At 44.0% G+C, this 20200-nt stretch carries 14 protein-coding genes; 13 read left to right on the top strand and 1 reads right to left on the bottom strand.

All coding sequences use genetic code 11. From position 1 onward, the window contains the following. Positions 1-156: 156 nt before the first annotated feature. Positions 157-624, bottom strand: a complete 468-nt coding sequence (locus RMX89_RS04475; protein ID WP_322688077.1) for a DUF4870 domain-containing protein — start codon at positions 622-624, stop codon at positions 157-159. 1088 nt (positions 625-1712) lie between these two features. Here RMX89_RS04475 and RMX89_RS04470 point away from each other — a divergent pair. The 13 genes from RMX89_RS04470 to RMX89_RS04410 all read left to right on the top strand — a co-directional run bounded on the left by RMX89_RS04470 (position 1713) and on the right by RMX89_RS04410 (position 20156). Continuing rightward, on the top strand, positions 1713-4052 hold the full coding sequence (locus RMX89_RS04470) for an NACHT domain-containing NTPase (protein WP_322688076.1): 2340 nt from the start codon (positions 1713-1715) through the stop codon (positions 4050-4052). Between the two features lie 401 nt (positions 4053-4453). Beyond that, complete coding sequence (locus RMX89_RS04465) at positions 4454-6538, top strand: glycosyltransferase (RefSeq protein ID WP_322688075.1); 2085 nt, start codon at positions 4454-4456, stop codon at positions 6536-6538. 24 nt (positions 6539-6562) lie between these two features. Next, positions 6563-7129 carry a hypothetical protein gene (locus RMX89_RS04460; RefSeq protein ID WP_322688074.1) on the top strand — a complete coding sequence of 189 codons (567 nt, stop codon included), beginning with the start codon at positions 6563-6565 and terminating at the stop codon, positions 7127-7129. A 96-nt stretch (positions 7130-7225) separates the two neighbouring features. Then, on the top strand, positions 7226-9016 hold the full coding sequence (locus tag RMX89_RS04455) for an ABC transporter ATP-binding protein (RefSeq protein WP_322688073.1): 1791 nt from the start codon (positions 7226-7228) through the stop codon (positions 9014-9016). Then, complete coding sequence (locus tag RMX89_RS04450; protein ID WP_322688072.1) at positions 9013-10824, top strand: ABC transporter ATP-binding protein; 1812 nt, start codon at positions 9013-9015, stop codon at positions 10822-10824. The genes RMX89_RS04455 and RMX89_RS04450 overlap by 4 nt, the downstream gene beginning before the upstream one ends. Positions 10825-10880: 56 nt before the next feature. After that, on the top strand, positions 10881-11576 hold the full coding sequence (locus RMX89_RS04445; RefSeq protein WP_322686786.1) for a carbohydrate deacetylase: 696 nt from the start codon (positions 10881-10883) through the stop codon (positions 11574-11576). A 16-nt stretch (positions 11577-11592) separates the two neighbouring features. Continuing rightward, on the top strand, positions 11593-12861 hold the full coding sequence (locus tag RMX89_RS04440) for a hypothetical protein (RefSeq protein ID WP_322688071.1): 1269 nt from the start codon (positions 11593-11595) through the stop codon (positions 12859-12861). A 5-nt stretch (positions 12862-12866) separates the two neighbouring features. Further along, the gene (locus RMX89_RS04435; RefSeq protein ID WP_322688070.1) at positions 12867-14063 is read left to right on the top strand and encodes a hypothetical protein; all 1197 of its coding nucleotides are present in this window, start codon (positions 12867-12869) and stop codon (positions 14061-14063) included. A 2-nt stretch (positions 14064-14065) separates the two neighbouring features. Further along, complete coding sequence (locus RMX89_RS04430) at positions 14066-15268, top strand: hypothetical protein (protein WP_322688069.1); 1203 nt, start codon at positions 14066-14068, stop codon at positions 15266-15268. A gap of 69 nt (positions 15269-15337) precedes the next feature. Next, a complete protein-coding gene (locus RMX89_RS04425; protein WP_322688068.1) occupies positions 15338-16477 on the top strand; it encodes a glycosyltransferase family 1 protein in 1140 nt (379 codons plus the stop codon). 26 nt (positions 16478-16503) lie between these two features. Beyond that, positions 16504-17676 carry a glycosyltransferase family 2 protein gene (locus tag RMX89_RS04420; RefSeq protein WP_322688067.1) on the top strand — a complete coding sequence of 391 codons (1173 nt, stop codon included), beginning with the start codon at positions 16504-16506 and terminating at the stop codon, positions 17674-17676. Next, positions 17673-18803, top strand: a complete 1131-nt coding sequence (locus RMX89_RS04415) for a glycosyltransferase family 2 protein (protein WP_322688066.1) — start codon at positions 17673-17675, stop codon at positions 18801-18803. The genes RMX89_RS04420 and RMX89_RS04415 overlap by 4 nt, the downstream gene beginning before the upstream one ends. A gap of 141 nt (positions 18804-18944) precedes the next feature. Beyond that, the gene (locus tag RMX89_RS04410) at positions 18945-20156 is read left to right on the top strand and encodes a glycosyltransferase family 2 protein (RefSeq protein ID WP_322688065.1); all 1212 of its coding nucleotides are present in this window, start codon (positions 18945-18947) and stop codon (positions 20154-20156) included. Positions 20157-20200: the final 44 nt, after the last annotated feature.

Below are 20200 nucleotides of genomic sequence, written 5' to 3'. Positions count from 1 at the left end.
TCATATTTATGCAACTTATTGTTTACTTATAATTTATCTCTAATATGTAGTTATATCAAAGTTTATTGGCAATATTTTCCTCCTGCTTTGCGGTTGATATTGAGTTGATAATATCTAGCGATCGCTCTTTTGAATCTAGTATACTATCAGATAGGCTTATCGTAAAACTCTAATTGTAAAGGGGTAACGATAATGCTCGCCATTGTAAGCTTTAACAGCAGCAAAAGTCACTACAAAGGATTGTAGTAACAGTTTGAATAAAATTAATGACATAAGTATAATTAATAAATTATCTAAAGTATTTTTTATTTGATTAATTGAACCATTAGTAGTCACTGCTAGACTCAAGCTAGTTACTACTAAAATTAAGGATATTGCAATCGCAATAAAAGTATAAAAAGTTAAAGAAATTTGAAAATTTAAGGATTCCTTACCTTGTAAATCAATCCAAGGATATTGAGATTTTTTAAAGTGCCAAATTATGAATGGAGGCAAAATATTTAAAGGTATATATAAAGGAATGCCAATAAATACCAAAAAACCCAATAATATCCACCCTAGAAAAGCCGAGAGATGACACAACATCGCCCATATACGGATTTGTTGTTTAGGTTTTTCTTTCATGGCTTTTTATTTGTAAGCGGATTTAGCTGATAATTCCCCACTATAATTATCTATAAAAAAGCCACCAAATTTAAAATCTTAGTATTTCTCGGTCATAATTGACGAAAAGAGGTTTTATTTGCCAGGTTATGTTTTCTCCTGGTAATATAGCAATCCTATTTGATTCCTGATTACTCGTAAGGAGCGGGGACTGGGGACTGGGAAGATAGGAATAAAGGTGTACTGAGTTTTTTCAGAAATCAAATATGAGTCCTATAGTGCAACTTCTATCATAGTTAGGTTAAGCAACTCGAAATAGCAAACACAACTGTTTTATTCAGATTGTGGTATAATTCACAATTTTTAAAGTATACCTGCGTAGGCGTAGCTAGTTGATACCGTGTCCGCTTAAAAACTGATCGTTGAGATCGCAGAGATGCAGATAAGAGAGGTTTTTGGACTTTTTGCTTCCCCCTTTTGGCATAAAGTTTCGCAGATAGCACTGCTAAAGATGGCCTTGGTGTCGCTTTTTAAGGTAAAACTTTGATAATTTTATCAAGGCGATCGCAATCTGAAAATAATCTGAAAGTTTACATTCAGTACTGGAGAAAATAGCAACTGTCTTTTGGGATACCTAATAGCAAGGTTTTTCTAAATAAAGGATGAATCCAATAAATCTGTTTGCGATCGCGTTCAGGAGGATGTATGACTTAACGTATAAGTTATATCAGATGAGTTTGCTTGAATTTGTATATCTATCCTACTTTTCCTACCTTTCCTACTTTTCCTACTTTCAATTAAATTGTTTTAATTCGTATTTAAAATCACGAATCATAAAAAACATTTTTTTCAAAAGAAAGGTAAAATATAAGCCATAAGAGGGAAGAAAGCCCCGAAATAAATTAGTTAGTTTTAAAAGCCAGTAATTAAACCGATCGTATTAATAAATATCAGTGCAACTACATCGATTACGTTGGTTACAATTTTTTATTTAAATATATCAAAAAAAATTGATAAAACTTAAACATGAAAGTGACATAATTATGAATCAATAATTAATTAATTAAATATTTCCTTAAGTTAATAACTGGAGATTAAAAAACTGGTTTATGGCACGACGTTCGTTGAAAGCATCTATTGTAGGTATTGAGAAAGCAAAAAAGGCTTTTAAAATTAGAGAATGGACGCAAGAATATTTAGCTAGCGAGATAGGACTTGAGACTCGGCAACCAATCTGGAAATTTTTTACAGGCAAGCCGATTGAGCGTCAGAACTTTATGGAAATATGCTTTCGACTCGGTTTAGATTGGCAAGATATTGCTGAACTACCCAATCAGAAGCTACTGACAGAAAACAACCAAGAATGGGAAAACTGCCAAGATACCGAAAGCTTAGTGCAAATGTTGCGATCGCGTCTAAGTGATAAGATTAAATCCCAATGTGGCACTACGCGGTTGTTGGATATCGATCGACCAATTCAACTAGAAGAAATTTATGTCAGCACCAATATTCTGAATCATATTACAAGTCGAAGATGGGTAGATATCCTCGATCTCCAAAGCTTCATTCCCGAAGAGTTCGACTGTTTTGCTTTTAATCAACTTTATCAAGAACGAGTTTCTGCAATCCAAGCAGTTATCACCTATCCCAAACTCATGGTACTAGGTAAACCAGGGTCTGGTAAAACCACGTTTTTACAGTATATTGCTATGCAATGCAATCAAGGCAAATTACTATCAGACCGGATACCAATTTTTATTCGCTTGAAAAACTTTGCCGAGGATGCTAGAGAATCCGGAAATTACAGTTTATTGAACTATATTAGTCAAGAGCTTGCCAACTGCGGTGCTTCAGACCAAGAAATTCAAACATTACTAGTTAGTGGCAAAATATTAATTCTACTGGATGGCTTAGATGAAATTCCAGAAGATGATAACGCCAAAATCATAACTAAAATTCGCAGTTTTGCTGCAACTTATTACCAAAATAAATTAATTCTAACATGTCGTATCGGTTATCAACAGTATCAGTTTGAAGAATTTAGCGATGTTGAAATTGCTGATTTTAATTGTTATCAAATTGAGGCTTTTGTGCAAAATTGGTTTGTCAACGTTAGCAAAAATTCCATCGAAAAAGGAAAAGCCTTAGCTTGTCAGTTCGTGCAAAAATTACAGTTATTAGAGAATCAACAAATTCGAGAACTAGCTGTCAGACCACTTTTGCTTAATTTGGCTTGTTGTGTGTTTCAAGCTGGCTCGGACTTTCCAATTAGAAGGGTCGAATTTTACAGACAAGGATTGGACATTTTGCTCAATCGCTGGGATAAAGTGAGGAATATTAAACGAGATGAAATTTATCTTCATTTGTCTTTAGCTCAGAAGATTGAACTGCTGAGTCAAATTGCTGCTAGTACGTTTAAACAAGGTCATTACTTTTTCACACAAAGTATTGTCGAGCAATACATTACGGACTACCTCTGTAACTTACCCATAGCCCAAACTGAGCCTGGTATGCTGCAACTCAACAGTGAAGCAGTGCTAAAATTGCTTGAGACACATGGATTACTAATAGAGCAGGCGCAGGGAATTTACTCGTTTTCGCATATAGCTTTTCAGGAGTATTTAACAGCTAAAAATATTGTTACTAGGGCTAACCCCCAAATATTAGAAAAAAAATTAATCGATCTGGTTAGTCATTTAACTGAACCACGTTGGCGCAAAATTTTTTTACTAACCGTTGGGATGTTAGATAATCCCACTTGTCTGTTGCAATTAATGAAGCAACATATCGATCGGCTTGTCGCCTTCGATCGGCAATTAGAAAATTTCTTCAACTGGCTTAACCATAAGTCTCTTTCAGTTCAGTCTACTCATAAAAGAGTAGCTATTCGTGCCTTTTATCTAACCCTAGAACTTCTCGACGATTTGAGCTTGACTAATGACTTGGCTTTTTCTCTTGGCATCGATCTCAGACTTACTAGCAATCTTACCCCTGATTTAGCTCTAGATATAACTCTTCAGTGTGCCCTTCACTTAAGCGTTGCCCTCTCTAACGAGCCAACTTTAGATCGAGTTTTGGCTTTAAACTTTGCTCTTTCTGATGACCGAATTCTTGTCTGTCACCCTGAGTTACAGCATTCTTTGCAAAAACTCAAAGAACAATTACCAACCCCAGTTCAAGGCAGAGAAAAGTTAAAAGAATGGTGGAATGCTAACGGTCAAACTTGGGCTAATAATTTGAGGTTGACGATAGTTCAGTGTCGCAACATTGGTCATCAATGGCAGTTCAGCGAGGAGCACAAAGAAATACTCAAGCAGTACTACACTGCCAGTCAGTTATTGGTAGATTGTCTTAATAGTGCTTGTAAAGTAACTCCCACCGTACCAGAGAGTCTTTTAGCAACGTTATTGTTACCCACCCCTAAAATATTGATGAGATACGGCAGCTAGCAGCTTTATGAAGGATAGTAGTAACAAGTTTTAAACTACTCTTTTCCGAGTTAGTATGTGTAGTATAAAATTTTTAGCAAAATTTCGTTCATTGGCTGAAATTGAAGCCTGAATCTATGTATTCAACTACACATTTTTGAACTGACTCAGTAACTAACGTTGCTAGTTTGATCGACCAACTGGATACAAAACTGGACTAAAAGTATACGTTAATTCATACATTTTCGTAAACGCGATCGCAAACGTACTTCTGACACAGTATTAAATATTGCAATGTTGTTAATTAATAGCGATTGTGGTGGTACTAACGCAAAATATGCTGCCAATGCATTGAACTAAGTATATGTGTGTTTCTTTTTTTGAGCCAATTGACGTAGCGTTTCAGTAACAAGGAAATAAATTTGCAGGGAATTGTCGGGGGTAATTTGCGAAACTTGACTTCAACACCTTCTGGCTTCTGTGCTGAACCACTTGCACAAGGCGAGGTAGTCACAGCAAAAGGTAAGTTTTTCTTTATTAAGGATAAAAAGTTTTTTCTTAAAGGAGTTAGTTACGGCCCTTTCTCCATTGGTAGCCACGGTGAATCTTTTCCAGAAAAATCAGTTGTGGAAAAAGATTTCGCCATGATGGCAGAAATGGGGGCTAACTGTGTGCGTACCTATACTGTTCCACCTGATTGGCTGTTGGATCTAGCTGCAATCTCTGGTCTGAGGCTGTTAATTGGTATACCTTGGTCTCAGCATATTGCCTTCCTTAACTCTTCTGCTGTAAAAGCAGAAATCCGTAACTGCATTGTTCAAGGAGTTAAAGTTTGCCGGAATCATCCCGCTACCTTTGCCTATTTGGTGGGCAATGAAATTCCTCCAGATATTGTCCGATGGCATGGAGCAAAACCAGTTCGAGCTTTTATTAAAGAGTTAATGGCGGTAGCAAAAGACTGCGATTCCGAAGGTTTGGTGAGCTATGCCAATTACCCCTCTACAGAGTATTTAAATATTGACTTTACTGATTTCTCATGCTTTAACGTTTACCTGCATCGGGAAACAGATTTTCGCCGCTACCTCTCACGACTCCATAACCTAGCCGAGGATAAACCTCTAGTGCTGAGTGAGTTTGGCGTTGACTCAATGCGTGAAGGAGCCCAAGCCCAAGCCGAAATTCTCTCTCAAAAGCTGTCATCTAGTTTTGAGATGGGAGCAGCCGGGACAATAATATTTTCTTGGACGGATGAATGGTTTACCGGCGGATATGCCATACAGGACTGGGCTTTTGGTCTAGTTGACGCCGAACGGCTCAAAAAGCCTGCCTTTGAGACAGTTCAGCAGTATTACACAGCGCCTCTACCGCCAGCGCTACCTGAGTATCCGAAAGTCTCAGTGATTGTCTGCGCTTACAATGCTGAACGCACGATGGATAGTTGTCTAGCTTCTCTCAAAGAACTCAACTATCCCAACTATGAAGTCATTGTAGTTAATGATGGATCGAGCGATCGCACTTTAGAAATTACTCAGCGTTACGACTATGTACGGCTAATTAGCCAAGAAAATAAAGGACTAAGCGTCGCCCGCAACGTTGGTATGACCGCCGCAACTGGCGAGATTGTCGCCTATACCGATTCTGATTGTATGGCAGATCCAGACTGGCTCACCTATCTGGTCGCCAATCTCTCCTCTGGTGTAGCTGCCGTAGGCGGGCCAAACTTATCTCCCCCGGAAGACTCTCTTGTTCCCGCCTGCGTTGCTGTCTCACCTGGCGTACCTACCCACATACTTTTGAGTGATGAAGTAGCCGAACATATTGCTGGCTGTAACATGGCTTTTCGTCGGGAGGTTCTACAAGAAATTAACGGCTTCAACCCGATATTTCGTACTGCTGGGGATGATGTCGATATCTGCTGGCGACTGCAAGATCGAGGTTACACCATTGGTTTTAGCCCAACGGCAATCGTATGGCATTTTCGCCGAAATACAGTAGCAGCCTATCTCAAACAGCAGCAAGGTTATGGCAAGGCAGAAGCGCTCGTTTATTTTCAGCATCCCTACCGCTTTAACCTTCTGGGACAGCCTTCTTGGTTGGGGAGAATCTATGGAGATTTATCGGCATTTCTTCGTATTGGTCAACCAATTATCTACTCTGGGGTGTTTGGTCGCGGTCTGTTTCAAACCTTGTACGAGCCTTCCTCGTCTCTGATTTCTTACCTGCCACTGACACTGGAGTGGAATGTCGCAGCTTTTATCCTCTTGGTGTCTGCGCTTTTATCTGGCGATCGCCCCTGGTTGGGTGCAGCAATGTTCCTTATCTCTTTTAGCTGGTGTGTAGCTGGTGCTATACAAGCGCGGATTGACTCTCGCTTTCTCAAAAGAAGGGCACGGTTGCTGGTGGCACTACTGATTTACCTGGGGCCGCTTGTACGTAGTATAGAACGCTATAAATGGCGAATCAAAGAACTTAAGAAAGCCGAGCCGATAAAGTTTGATGAACTGTAAATAAAAATAGAAGCATTAAAAAAAATGACTCAAACACTAACTCAAGCAGATTTAATTCAATTTGATTCGCCAGCGCACAAAGTAAATATTTCCTGGCGCGATCGCGCCTATGAGTTGTCCTATTGGACAGATGCAGGAATAGAGAAGGAGAATCTGCTGCAAAAAGTGATGGATTTACTCTTGCCTTGCAAGTATTTCATTGCGATGGATCGAGGCTGGAGCGACTGGGATTTAGAGATTTACCAGGGGATTTGGTCAAAAATTCAGCTGAAAGTATGTGCTGAAAATCATGGAGGTAACAAAAGAGTTTTGCGGGTGCGGTGTGCCTTGAGAATGTCACAGTTAGCCATGATGGCGATGGTTGGCTATTGTCTCTTGGCAATTGTGGCGATCGTTCTGGAAATGCCAGAAGTAGCAAAACTTACAATTTCACTAAGTATATTAAACACCATTGTCATTTTATATCAGAACTTCCAGTTGGGACGTATTCTTTACCAAGTACTGGAGATTGTTGCTAAAAGAGTTTACTTGCTGCCAATACAAACCACCAACAACCAGTCTGTCGCAGAAAGTGTAATATTACAGCCATGACAAACGTCTTGGTACTCCAGTAAGCAAATGACCAGACGAGAGGTAAATCTGCAAGTGAGGCAAGAGATCGAATTAATAATGCATCGATACGGGCAGATGCTCCGATATCCGCTGCGCCAGTGGCGTACCTTAATCGCAATCCTCGGTCTCACGGCTGGCACTTGTGCCACCGCCACACTTCAACCTTGGCCAATGAAAATCTTGGTGGATTATGCTTTCGGTCAGGCAGTCATCCCCCCCCTGGTTCGCTCATTCCTGGAGACTTTTAACTTGGCGCTCACACCAGCGTTGCTGGTTGTTGTCGCCGCTGTTTGTAGTCTTGGACTTTATGCTTTAAACGCTACCTTGGAAACTAGCCTTAGCTGGGCCTGGAGCGCTGCTGGGCAAGGTATGGTCTACGAACTAGCCCAAAGACTGTTCTATCGTTTGCAACGCCTTTCACTGTTGTTCCATAGCCAACGGACTGTGGGTGATTCCCTCAGCCGTCTAGCCGGAGATACCTATTGCGTTTATACCTTAAGCGGTGCTTTGCTGATTTCACCTGTGCAATACCTGCTGACGCTAGCAACTATTAGCCTCGTCGCCTGGAATCTAAGTCCTCTACTAACGCTGCTTTCGCTTTTCGTAGCCCCAATAATGGGCGGTTCAGCCCTTGTTTTTGGTTCCCGACTCAAGCGCCGGACAAAACTTAACCGGGAAGCCCAGTCCCGCCTCACCAGTTTTGTCCACCAAACGGTAACAGCAATCCCGATGATTCAGGCATTTGGTAGAGAGAGTTACAATACCCAGCAGTTTGAGCATTTAGCGGCAGACGCAGTTGTTCTCTCACAACGCGAAACTCTGCTCAAGAGTGTTTACGGTGTGGCCAATGGTACTGTGACAACGATTGGTACTGCGATCGTTCTGTATGTGGGCGGGCAGCAGGTGTTATTGGGGGCTATGAGTATCGGTAGCTTGCTTGTCTTTTTAGCATACCTACAATCTATACAAGGAGCATTTAAGGGTCTATTTGGCATCTACGGGAGCCTGAAGTCTGTAGATGCCAATATAGATAGAGTTTTAGAGGTTTTGGATGCTGAAGATGGAGTGCAGGATGCCCCTGGTGCTAGACCATTGCCAGCTCGTCCAACAGAAGGACGCGGACACGTATGTTTAGAGAAAGTTAGCTTCGGTTACGAACCGAACTATCCCGTCCTCCAAGAAATTACCCTAGAAGCGCGATCGGGAGAAACGATCGCACTCGTAGGCGCGACAGGTGCTGGTAAGAGTACGCTGGTTTCCCTGATTCCCCGCTTTTTTGACCCCTGGCAGGGACGAGTCCTCTTTGATGGGGTGGATGTCCGAGATGTGCAACTCAAAAGCTTGCGCGAGCGAATTGCCCTGGTGCTGCAAGAGCCGTTTTTACTGCCGCTCTCGGTGGCAGAGAACATTGCCTACGGATGTCCAGAAGCAAGCCTAGAGAAGATTGTCGCAGCAGCCAAAGCGGCTAAGGCAGACGACTTCATCCAACAGTTGCCCCAAGGGTATGATACCCCGATCGGTGAAAGAGGAGCGCTCCTCTCTGGGGGACAGAGACAGCGAATAGCGATCGCCCGCGCCCTGCTCAAGGATGCGCCAGTACTGATTCTCGATGAACCCACTTCTGCCCTGGATGCCCAGACTGAGAATTTACTCCTAGAAGCTTTAGATCGCCTGATCGAAGGTCGGACTACATTTATCATTGCCCATCGACTTTCCACGATTCAACGAGCAGATCGGATTGTAGTTCTGGAGCAGGGAAAGGTTGTGGAAATGGGAACGCATCAAGAGTTGCTGGCTATCGGTGGTTTCTACCAGCGTTTGCACTCCTTGCAGTTTTCCAAACCGCCGCAGGAGGCCGTTCTATGAAACTGTGGTGGCTGCGACTGGCGCGTTACGCCCTGGTTCGTTGGCGCAAACTCACCTTTGTCATGCTGCTAATGCTGATTAATGTCGGGCTAAATGTACTCAAACCCTGGCCTTTGAAGTTGATCGTTGATTGCGTCTTGAACAATCAATCGCTACCAAATAACGTTGTTTGGCTCAAAACCTTGCCTGGTAGTGAATCCGATATGCAGTTGCTCGGTTGGTTAGCAGCTGCCACAATCGTTTTATTTTTATCCAGTGAGGGAGTTCGGCTGATACAGGAATATGTTGGAGCTGGTGTTGGCAGCCAGATGGTTTATGACTTGGGAGCAGCACTATTCGATCGCTTACAGCATCTTTCTTTGAGATTCCACAACCAACAGCGCGCCGGCGATCTGGTCAGGCGGGTAATGACTGACAGCATCTGTATTCAGAATCTGGCAATGGGGGTTTTTCTGCCCGTGCTTACTTCTCTGGTGAATTTGGTCGCAATGTTCGGCGTGATGTGGCAGATTAATCAACTGCTTTCACTGCTCTCGCTGACGATCGCTCCTTTAATAGTCTTACTAATTTGGGTCTTTAACCAGCCCATGACTGAACGAACCTATCAGTATCAACAATTTGAAGGTGAGATCGTCGCACTCAGCGAGCAAACCTTGACAGCAATACCGATTATTCAAGCATTCGGACGTGAAGCATACGAAGATCAGCGCTTTCGCTACCTGTCTCAAAAAGCCCTGCAAGCTTATGTACGCTCTATCCTTGCCCAAATGCAATTCAAAGTTGGGGTGGGTGCCGTAACCGCAGTTGGAACAGCAGCAATCATGGCTTATGGTGGCTTCCAGGTTTTGGATGGATCGCTCTCAATTGGTTCTTTACTGGTCTTCCTCTCTTATCTCGCCTCCTTGTACGTGCCGATGGCAACTCTAGCTTATATGTCGTCGAGTTTTGCGGCGGCAGCTGCTAGCGCTAGGAGAGTGTTAGAGGTTTTGGATGCTCAAGATGGTGTGCAGGATGCCCCTAGCACCAGACAATTGCCTACTCATGGGGCAGGAGGACGCGGACACGTGTGTTTGGAGAAAGTCACCTTCGGTTACGAACCGAACTATCCCGTCCTTCAAGAAATTACCCTAGAAGCGCGACCGGGAGAAACGATCGCACTCGTAGGCGCAACGGGTGCTGGCAAAACTACCCTAGTCTCCCTGATTCTCCGGTTTTTTGATCCTTGGCAGGGACGAGTCCTCTTTGATGGGGTGGATGTCCAAAGCGTGCCAGTCAAAAACTTGCGCGAGCAGATTGCCCTGGTACTGCAAGAGCCGTTTTTACTGCCGATAACTATTGCTGAGAACATTGCCTATGGCTGCTTTAATGCTAGCCGGGAAGCGATCGTCAAAGCCGCTCAAGTTGCCAATGCTGACAGCTTTATTCAACGATTACCTCAAGGTTATGACACGGTAATTGGTGAACGCGGAGCGACACTTTCAGGAGGCGAGAAACAACGGTTAGCGATCGCCCGCGCCCTGCTCAAGGATGCTCCAGTGCTAATTCTGGATGAACCCACCTCCGCCCTAGATGCTCAAACAGAGTTTCTGCTGCTGGAGGCATTAGAGCGACTGATGGCAGGACGGACTACGTTTATCATTGCCCATCGCCTCTCGACAATTCAACGAGCTGACCGAATCGTAGTTTTGGATCGGGGGAAAGTAGTAGAGATGGGAACTCACGAGGAGTTGCTAGCGGTAAATGGTTATTACAAGAAGCTGTATAAATTACACTTCGGCTCAACTCAACCATGCGATCTGCGATCGTGAATTCGCAAACAGGTGGTTAGAAAACTAGCAAGATTTCTGTTTAAAGAGTTTGATCCATGAAGTATTGCATTGTTAATGGAGATGATTTTGGTGCTAGTCAAGGAATTAACAGTGGCATTGTTGAAGCCCACTGTAAGGGAGTCCTAACTAGCACGAGCTTAATGGTGAATATGCCAGCGAGTGAGGAAGCAGCTATCTTAAGCCGTAAACTACCCGAACTGAGCGTTGGTTTGCATATAAATATCACAACCGAGGATGGAGAATTAGCACTCGATCTCACGACTTTGGATCGATGCCGTGCCGAACTAAATCGCCAATTGGAACGCTTTCAAGAGCTAACAGGGCGTCTACCGACTCATCTTGACTCGCATCATAACATCCATCGCTCTCCTCAATTACTGCCCCACTTCCTTAATTTGGCGCAGCAATATCGATTGCCACTAAGAGAACACTCTCCGGTTCGTTATTTCCCCAGCTTTTATGGGCAATGGGATGGAGAGACGCACCTGGAGCAGATTAGTGTGGAAAATTTAGTCCAAATGCTAGAAACCGAAGTTCAGGAAGGGTTTACTGAATTGAGCTGCCATCCAGGTTACGTCGATCCAGAGTTTTCATCAACCTATGCGATCGAGCGAGAAACGGAATTACAAACGCTTTGCAGCCCAATCATCAGAAGCAAGCTCACAGAACTCCAGATCCAACTTATAGGCTTTCGAGAACTCGCCAATTTTCTAGCAAACCTATCAGCTTAGTTGGGAGGGAAGTATTATGTCTGTCGTTGTCATCTCCCCATCAAACGTCGTGACCTTTCCAGAAGGAGGGGGTCATTTCTGGGTTTATATGCAATATGTGCAGGGGCTGCGCCAGTTGGGATGTGAGGTGTATTGGCTAGAGCGCTTCCACAGCAGCGGCGATCGAGAGCAGGATAAACTTATGCTTTCTACGTTTTATCAACGTATGGAACGCTATGGACTGAGTGGAAAGGTCATCCTTTATTCAGACCAGAAGGCGATATCGGATCGTGGCAGCGAGTATGAATACGTCGGAGTTTGGTCATCAAAGGCACAGGCAATCTTTCGGCAAGCAGACCTTTTACTAAATTTTTACTATGGTATTCATCCAGCTTTGCTTTCATGTTTTCGACGGACTGCTTTAATAGATATCGATCCAGGTTTATTACAATTTTGGATAACAGTTGGACAGCTCGTCGTACCCCCACACGATTATTACTTTAGTACTGGTGAAACTGTCGGCACACCTAGCGCTAAGTTTTCGGATTGTGGTTTGACTTGGATGCGAATTCGACCACCAGTATGTCTTGAATTGTGGCCATACGTTTACAATCCCAACAGCGAAGCATTTACGACTGTCTCCGGTTGGTGGGGCAATGGTGGCAAAGGGGAATGGATTACGGACGGGCAGGATATCTGCTACGAGAACAACAAGCGAGTTTCCTTCATGCAATTTGTGGAACTACCGCGCTTAACCGACCAAGTGCTTGAGCTGGCGCTGTGCCTGGGTGAGGGAGACGTGGAAGATGACCAAAGCAGAAAAGAGCAAAGCTGGCAAGCTAACAATACCGTACCGTCTGATGTTACTGATTATAAAGGAGATGCAGAGGATCGAGAAGTGCTGGAGAGCTATGGTTGGCGGGTGGGTCATGCCTACAAAATGGCTAGCAGTCCAGATAGGTATCAATCTTACATCCAAATGTCGCGAGGAGAGTTTAGTTGCGCTAAACCTTCATGCATGAAGTTTCAAAATGCCTGGATTAGCGATCGCACCCTCTGCTATTTAGCAAGCGGGAAACCTGTTGTTGTTCAACATACTGGGCCGAGTTCCTTCCTACCTAATGGCGAGGGGATGTTCCGGTTCTCGACGCTTAGTGAAGCAGCTGATGCTTTAGCAACAATAAATACCAATTATGAAAAGCACTGTCGAGCAGCAAGGGAAATTGCTGAAACATATTTTGAAGCTAAACAAACTTTGAATGGCATCCTCAACTATGCTCTTAAATTTCAACGATCGATGGAGTGAACCCAATGATCCTTTCTTTTGACTATCCGCCTGCTAATCGGGGAATAGTCGTCGTCTGGGGAATGCTAGCATCCTTCCCATTTGGAGGCATGACTTGGCAAGTGCTCCACTATCTAGCAGGCTTGCGGCGATTAGGTTTCGATGTCTGGTACGTCGAGGATACTGATAGCGAACTATTAGATCCCATTACCTTCTGCTGGCATACATCAGAATATTCAGCAAATGTGCGCTATCTTGCCCAATACATGAATAGTATCGGTTTGGGCGATCGTTGGATTTTCCGTCCTCCAGGAGTGCGAGATGCAACCCTGGGAGCACGTGACTTAATGGGATTGGCAAAATTATACAAGGAAGCGGATGCAGTCATCAATCTATGTGGATACCATCCCCTACGTAGTGAGCACGACGATATAGCCTGTCTTATATATTTACAAACCGATCCGATGGTCGATCAGATTAAAGTAGCTGAGAATGACGCTCAAAAGATTGAGCAACTTGATGCTTACAATTACTTATTCACCTATGGCGAGAATCTTGAAGCGCCCGACTGTCTTGTACCCGTCGATCGATACCAGTGGCATCCTACGCGACCGCCAGTTTGCCTCGATTGGTGGTTTACCGATAGTCCACCAATTTTGGACTCAGCTCTGACAACTATCTCAAACTGGGAGCATTGGGACAATGATATCCTTTGGCAGGGGGAGAAGTATTACTGGCGCAAAGACCGAGAATTCCGGCGTTTCATAGACCTTCCAACAAAATCTTTGCTACCGCTTGAGCTTGCTCTTGAAGGTATTAATGCTCAAGAGGAAGCTGAAATGATTAATCACGGTTGGCGGATTGTTTGTGCTAGGGCATTATCCGATCCGATCGCCTATCGTAACTATATTTGTGCCTCTCTAGGCGAGTTCACTGTGACAAAGGATCAGTATGTTCGTCCTCGCACTGGCTGGTTCAGCGATCGCTCTGCCTGCTATCTGGCAGCAGGTCGTCCTGTAATAACACAAGAAACAGGATTTAGCAAGTTCTTGCCTACAGGGAAGGGATTATTTGCATTCAACACTATGGAAGATATTCTCGCAGCAGTAGACGCGATCGAAAGCGACTACGAAGGCAATTGTCGGGCAGCCCGCGAAATTGCCTCAGAGTACTTTGCCGCAGAGAAAGTGATTGGCAGTCTCATGGAACGAGCGGGGTTCTAAGCATGGCACGCATTGTTGTTTGCGGATATATGATTCGACATCCAGTAGCTGGCAATCTCTTAGCCTACTTTCACTATGTTTTAGGGCTACATCATTTGGGACATGAAGTCTTATACCTGGAGGAAAGCGGCTGGGCTGGGTCTTGCTATAATCCCATCGCCCACAATTACACTGATGATCCAGGCTTTGGACTTCACGCAGTCCAAACGCTAATACATAGTTATGGCGTGAATGCCACAGTCTGCTATGTAAATCGGGATACAGGAGATGTCTACGGTGCAGATTGGCAAGAAATAAAGCAGATGCTCAGGATGGCGGATCTGTTATTAAATATCGGTGGAGTTTGCTGGTTATCTGAATTTCTTTTATGCAAACATCGAGTATTAATCGATATGGACCCATTCTTTACCCAGATTGGGACGTTCGCTGCCGAGGGTCGTAACGATTATCACGCCTACTTTAGTTATGGCGTTAATATTGGACAACCCGATTGCGGCATACCGAGTGATGGAATTGAATGGCTCCCTACCGTACCGCCTGTTGTACCAGAGATATGGAAAAGTTCGATACTTATTCCCGAAGATAGTGGCGAAGAACGCGCAGATTTACCATTCACGACAATTGCCAATTGGAATGCTTATGGAGGTGTGACTTACAAAGGTGAGGATTATGGGCAGAAAGATCGAGAATTCATGCGTTTGCTGGAACTCCCTAGCCACTGTTCGCAGAAACTCGAACTTGCTCTTGCTGGCAAGGACGCAGAAATAGCAGAGGTTACGAAATCTTTAAAGGCAGCAGGTTGGTTAGTTCGAGATGGCAAAAAAATTAGCGCTAGTCTGTCAACCTACATAACTTACCTGACTGGCTCCCGTGGAGAATTTAGCGTTGCCAAACAAGCTTATGTCAAAACCCGTAGCGGTTGGTTTAGCGATCGCAGTGTTTGTTATCTCGCTGCTGGTCGTCCCGCCATCTTACAAGATACCGGATTTAGCGATTGGCTGCCAACGGGGCAAGGTGTGTTGGCGTTTTCATCTTTGGAGGAAGCGGTAGATTGCATCGAGCGCGTCAATACAAATTATCTAGCTCACTGTCAGGCAGCAAGGGAATTAGCCGAACAATTCTTTAGTTACAAAGTGGTGCTACCTCGACTACTGGAAACAGTTTTAAGCAAGAACACAGCCCATCTATCTCAATTTCGAGCCTGACTGGCTATGGAGAAGGAAAAATCATCAGCTAATAAATCTAATGAAAACATATAACAAATTTAAAATAGGATGATTATTATTTTTGCTAGTGCTATTGGTCGGTTTCCCATAGGAGGCAACGCCTGGTCTGACCTGCAATACCTCCTGGGTCTGCGTGCGCTTGGACATGATATCTTCTACTTAGAAGAATGCGGGTTAGAGTCGTGGGTTTATAACTGGCAGACTGAAGAATTCACAACCGAGTTAGACTATCCCAGCAATTATGTGACAAACTGCCTGGAACCGCTTGGCTTTGCAAACCAATGGATTTACCGCGCTGGCTCTCGCTCAATAGGGATGGCAGTTGACGAGTTTAACGATGTTTGTTCCCAAGCTGATTTAATGATTGTTCGTGGCTCTCCACTTTCTGTTTGGAGAGATGAGTATGGATGGCCGCAGCGCCGCATCTACATTGACGCCGATCCAGGTTTTACGCAGATTAAGATTGCTAGCGGTAATTCGGAATTAGTAGAGACAATTGAACGTTGCGATCGCCTCTTCACGATTGGGCAACGCATTGGTGCTGAGGACTGTCTTATTCCCACAAACGGTAGGCATTGGCAAAAGACATTACCTCCAGTAGCACTGCCTTACTGGCCAGTAATTGAAGACAATCATACCACTCACTTCAGTTCGATTATGCAGTGGCACAGTTATCGAGAGGTGGTATACGAAGGAGTCACCTACGGCAATAAGGATAAAGAGTTCTTAAAATTTATAGATATACCGCAACTTACCAAACAGCAATTTCGGATTGCCTTAAGCGGTGGCTTTCCCGATGAACTATCACAGTATGGCTGGGAGGTGATTCCCGGATGGATTGCCTCCTTTACACCAGAATCTTACCAGAAATTTGTCCAAGCATCCCGCGCTGAGTTTGGAGTCGCAAAACAGGGTTATGTTGCTACCAAAGGTGGCTGGTTTAGCGATCGCAGCGTTTGTTATCTCGCTTCCGGTAAGCCAATTCTAGTTCAAGACACAGGTTTAAGCGATTGGTTGCCGATCGAAGAAGGGATTTTAACTTTTTGCGACCAACAGGAGGTAGTCAAAGGTGTAGAAGCCATCAACGCTGACTACGAGCGACACAAGTATGCAGCACGCAGGTTAGCAGAGGAATATTTTGACTCAGATAAAGTTCTTTCGTCTCTGCTAGAGGCGGCAATGAATTAACTGTCATTGAGTATAGGAGATATATTATGCCAACAGTAACTATCGGATTCTTTCCTCGCGAACAATTTACCTTAGCAGCTGAATCTTTACAGCGAATTTTCAACTACACCCACATCCCGTTTAACCTGATTGTAGTAAACTGCAATACTCCGAAAGTGTATTGGCAGCAGATGGAACAGGTATTAGAAGGTCGCAGTAATGTCAAAGTCATTTACAAAGATTGTTATTTGCAGCCCAACCAATTAAGAAACTTGGTAATTCAGGAAGCTAACGATGATTTTTTGTGCTTCGTTGAGAATGATGTTCTTGTTGAGGAAGGTTGGTTATCCCATCTGATCGCTGCCTGCGAAGAACAACCAGCTGATGTAGCTGTGCCCCGGATTATTGAGGGGCCTTTAGGAGCGACAAACGTTCATTGGGACCCAAACCAGGGCGAGGTTCGGTCAGTACAAACAGCTAACGGCGTTAAATGGGAAGTCCTTCCAGCCACGAGCGAGCAGCAACTCGATCGCGGAACTTATCGCCGGACGATACAGTTAGCTGGAGAGGCTCACTGTCGGCTCTACCGTCGAAGTGTTTTTGATCGAGTCTCTCCTTTCGATGAAGATGTTATTTTTCTAGATCATTTCGATTCTAGTTTGGCTTTATATAATGCCAAAATTCCAGTTGTCTTTGAGCCGAAATCTGTTGTTCATTTCTGGCACCCTTATCCTCCTCATCCAGAAGACCTCGATTATTTTTTCATGAGATGGGATCTTGAACAATCCGCCAAGAGCCTCGAGCGTATTCAAAAAAAATGGAACTTGGTTTCACTGTACGGAGACTTAAGTTTTGCCATAGAGCGAAATCACATTGGTCATCTGTACGAGGTAAGAGAAAAACTCAAAACTCTGATATCGCCACAGGAATCTTTTATCTTGGTCGATGAAGACCGCCTGAACGGTAACGAAATCATCAAAGGTTTTCAAACAATCCCCTTTACTGAACGCGATGGTTGGTATTGGGGACGTCCAGTAGATGACGACACAGCTATTCGAGAATTCGATCGCCTATACCAAACTGGTGCTAGTGCGATCGTTTTCTTGTGGCACACCTTTTGGTGGCTGGAATACTACACCGGATTTGATGAATATTTACGGCAAAAGTTTCCCTGTGTATTACAAAATGACCATCTGATTGTATTTGACCTACGCTCATGAACAAGCCTCTAGCCAGTATTGTCATCACCAACTACAACTATGAACGTTTTCTGAAGGAGGCAATTGATAGCGCTCTCAATCAAAACTATCAGCCTTTAGAAGTGATTGTGGTTGATGATGGTTCAACAGACGACTCACAGCAAATCATTGCCAATTATGGGGAAGAGATTATCCCTCTGCTAAAAGAAAATGGCGGACAGGGTTCTGCATTCAACGTCGGTTTTGCCGCAAGCCGTGGTGAGGTTGTCTGTTTTTTAGATGCAGATGATGTTTTGCTGCCTGATGCGATCGCCAGAGCCGTTGAACTGCTGGGCGATCCGAATATAGTACAGGTACACTGGCCTTTATCCGCAATAGATGCTGATGGTAAGCCATTGGGAAAATTGATTCCCGATCGACCTCTGCCAGAAGGAGATTTACGCGAGGCGCATCTCCAAGGTAGCATTGAAAGCTATGTCTTCTCACCCACGAGCGGCAATGCCTGGTCGCGTAGCTATTTAGAGAAAATTTTTCCCCTGCACGATATTTACTACTCTCTTAACGCTGATGCGTACTTAACTTTTTTGTCTCCTTTTTTCGGTAGCATCAAGCGCATTGCTGAGTACCAAGCCCTATATCGGATTCATGGTGATAATGGCACTAGCAAGCTTACTTATAGTTGGCAACTTAGCCAATATCACAATCATATAAAAGCTTTGTGCGAGTCTTTACACAAGCACGACATTCAAATCGAAGATGCTTTTGAGCGTTGGAAGGGTTCTGAGTATGAGTTTATCCAACGTCTGGGCGCGTTGGAGCCGGAACTAACTCCCTTAATTCCAATCGGGCAAGGGTACATTTTAGTTGACATGAACGAATGGGGATCTGGTCAGCTTCTGGACAAATGCCAATCAATTCCCTTTCTAGAAAAAGATGGGATGTATTGGGGAGCGCCAAAAGATGATGCCATTGCCATTAAGGAGTTTGAACGACTGTACCGGAAAGGAGCAAGTTTCATCGTGTTTGGATGGCCAGCTTTCTGGTGGTTTGATTATTATGCTGAGTTCGCTTGCTATTTACGTACTAAGTTTCGCTGTGTTTTAGATAATGAGCGCTTAGTTGTCTTTGATTTACGTATGTCTGTTTAATTTTATAGCACAAGCCTTCGTGGTTAGGAGATTAACAGATGATAAAACTTAGACACAACAAGACTTTTCACCCAATCCCCAGTCCCCAGTCCCTTGCTATATTTAAAAATTTTTAGTTAAAAAGGCGGTAATTATAAAAACATGGCACTTAAAACCAAAGTTAGCATTGTAATTCCAACTTACAATCGCTCGGAGTTATTAAAAACTAGCTTGCAGAGCGCATTGGCACAAGACTATCCAGATTTTCAAGTTCTTGTCTTAGATAATGCTTCTAGCGATGATACAGAGGCAGTTGTATGTTCATTTGCGGATTCGCGCATCACTTATATACGCAACGAAACGAATATTGGAATGTTTCGCAATTGGCAGCGAGCTATTGAGGTAAATTCTAGTCCCTATCTAGCTCTCTTGTCGGACGATGACATTCTGCTGCCCAACTTCATCCATGAATCTGTTTTAGCATTAGACAACCATCCAGATGCTGGTTTTTCGGTTGCGCAAGCTGAAATTATCGACACTAATGGTGTTCCAGTGCATATGACAGGCAGAGAGCTTTCAGATAACTTTCCAGAAGGGTCAATTGATGGTCTAGAGTTCATCCACCAAATTGCTGATGGGCGGAAATGGATTTTGCTATGTTCAGCGATCGTGTTTCGCGCTAATGCCCTGGCAATGGTTGGGGGAATCGACGCACCGCACTCGAAGTATATGCTTGATTTGAACTTATACTTACGTATGGCGGCGCAATTCGATCTCTTCTTTATTGCTAAACAATTAGCCCAAGTCCGATATCACATTGAACAAGATTCCCAAATTAATTTTAGTCTTGGAGGAACAGGCCCACTTGGTGTGATCGCAGAACGTACTGATGCGATCGCTTATTTGTTAAAGTCGCCACGTGCAGAGGATGCATCTTATCGTCAGTGGCTAGCAGAGCGCCTGTTGCATATAAGTATGCGTCGCAGTCAGTTCACGTCTGAATTGATACCTGAACTTAATTTGAGCTGGTCAGAACGCCTGCGAATTGCGATGCAGGAAATTACATCTGTGATTCCCGCCGGGAAGCGTTTGATTTTGGTCGATGAAAATCAATTGGGCTGCGAGATTCTGCCGCAATTCGATGCTCTACCCTTTTTAGAACATGAGGGTCAATACTGGGGAGCGCCACTGAATGACGAGATCGCCATCCGCGAACTGGAACGAATGCGTCAAGCGGGAGCAAGTTTCATGGTCATCGCCTGGCCCGCTTTCTGGTGGCTTGATTATTACTCTGGTCTACGAAATTATCTCAGTTCAAATTTTTGCCGCGTTTTGGACAACAGTCGCCTTATCGTGTTCGATCTCTCGCTATGAGATTCTTCAACCAACATTAATCTGCGGTGAAAGCCTCACTTGCA

Source organism: Nostoc sp. DedSLP04, from assembly GCF_034530775.1.
Taxonomy (GTDB): domain Bacteria; phylum Cyanobacteriota; class Cyanobacteriia; order Cyanobacteriales; family Nostocaceae; genus Nostoc.
This window is presented reverse-complemented; position numbering and strand designations above follow the sequence as displayed.